The following is a 1825-nucleotide window of genomic DNA, read 5'->3' as shown; positions in this document are numbered from 1 at the left end:
TCGCTGCGCGGCACGACGGCCGGCACAGCGACGACACCGACGGCGACTCGAACGCACGCGCCGTGCCGACGATCGCCGCGAGCGCATATACGGCCGGCGCGGCCAGCCACCCTTGCACCGCGCCGAGCAGGAACACGCCGGCGGCCAGTGCCTCGACGCTCTGGCAGATCGTCGCGATGCGCCGGCGGTCGTAGCGGTCGGCCACCTGCCCGACGACGAGCGTCAGCGCGAACATCGGCACGAACTGCGCGAGGCCGACGAGACCGAGTGCGAACGCGCTGTGCGTGAGCGCATATACGTACCAGCCGATCGCGACCGACAGGATCTGGAAGGCCAGCGACGACATCACGCGCGTGCCCCAGAAACGCTGGAACGGTGCGTGGCGAAACAGGTTGGCGGGTAACGGGGATAACGGACTGGAATCGGGCACGGGGGTGGTCATCGGGGTCTCGGCGGTCGGCGGTGCGCACCGCAGCCGTTCGGGAAAACGACGACGCACGCGGGGGCGTGCGGCAACGGTGCGGACGCGGCCAAAGCGCGATGATATGCCAACCGCCGAAAACCGGCCGGCCGCCTGCCGCGAGCGCCATCGAGCCGGCGCATCGCACAAAAAAAAAGCGCGAACCGCGGTTCGCGCCAAAGAGAGACCTCGCTGAAGACGTCACACCATTCCCACCACTGCGCTCAGAACGAATGCCGCATCCCGATCCGCACGTCGGCCTGCGTCTGCGTCGTCGACGGCGTGAAGCTGTAGCCGACCACCGCATCGACGCCCTGCGACGCGCGCAGGTAATCGCCGGAGATGTAGATGTCGGTGCGCTTCGACAGCAGGTAATGCAGGCCCGCCGTGCCCTGGTTCCAGTGATGGCCTTCGAAGCGCGTGTGCTGGTAGCCCGCGATGAAGCTCAGCGCCGGCGTGAACTGGTACAGGCCGCCGCCTTCGTACACCTGCATGTGCGACGACTGGCCGAAGCCCTTGATCGTCGTGTACGAGTAGTTGGCGTCGAGCGTCAGCTTGCCGATCGTGTAGCTGGTGCCGATGCCGAACGTGCCCTGGCTGTCGACGTCCATCGGCGTGTTCGCGAACAGGTCGGTGCGCGCGCCGGTCGCCGGATCGACGGTGACGGTCTGCTGGCCGAGGAACGTGTGCGTGCCGATCATCGCGTACGGATCGAACGCGTAGATGCCGTTCGGGTTGTTCAGGCGCGTGTACGCGGCGCCGATCGAGAAGTCACCCTTCGTGAAGCTCGCGCCCGCGCTCCATGCGCTGTTGCGATGGAAGTTGCCCGCGACGTTGCCGAACGAGTACATCGCGCCGAACTTGAAGCCGCTCAGGTCGTTCGACAGGAACTTCACCGAGTTCGGCAGGCGGTCGCCGTTGAAGCGGTCGAAGTCGCCCTGGTGGATCGCGTAGCCGCTGCCCCACGCCGAGATGTTGTAGATCGATACGAGTTCGTTGGTGATGTCGAGCTGGTTGCCGAACGACAGCGTGCCCCAGTCGTTCTGCAGGCCGACATACGCCTGACGGCCGAATTCCGCGCCGCCGAAGCCGAGTTGCCCGTTGCCGAGATGGAAGCCGCTCTCGAGCGTGAACACGGCCTTCAGGCCGCCGCCCAGGTCTTCGGTGCCCTTGAGGCCGAAGCGGTTCCCGTAGGCGACGCCGTCGTCGAACTTGACCACGTGCGAACCGCCCGTGTTGTTCACGTACGTGATACCCGCGTCGAGAATCCCGTACAGCGTCACGCTGCTTTGCGCATGTCCGACGGCGGGAATACAGGCCGCGCATGCAAGCGCGGCGGCTACGGCAACTTTCGTATGCTTCATT

Annotated in this window: 1 protein-coding gene and 1 pseudogene; both read right to left on the bottom strand. The window is 66.1% G+C overall.

The window, feature by feature from the left end; genetic code table 11:
• Positions 1-442, bottom strand: a pseudogene (locus JMF90_RS35420) (MFS transporter); the annotation flags it as partial.
• A gap of 242 nt (positions 443-684) precedes the next feature.
• Positions 685-1824, bottom strand: a complete 1140-nt coding sequence (locus tag JMF90_RS35415; protein ID WP_011547110.1) for a porin — start codon at positions 1822-1824, stop codon at positions 685-687.
• Position 1825 lies beyond the last annotated feature (1 nt).

The organism is Burkholderia sp. E168m23, assembly GCF_016586125.1.
Taxonomy (GTDB): Bacteria; Pseudomonadota; Gammaproteobacteria; order Burkholderiales; family Burkholderiaceae; genus Burkholderia; species Burkholderia orbicola.
Note: the sequence above shows the minus strand (reverse complement) of the source record. Positions and strands in the feature narration are given on the sequence as shown.

What these genes read in the sequence shown, in the direction of transcription:
- JMF90_RS35415 (WP_011547110.1), bottom strand. Translation starts at nt 1,824, where the DNA reads ATGAAGCATACGAAAGTTGCCGTAGCCGCCGCGCTTGCATGCGCGGCC.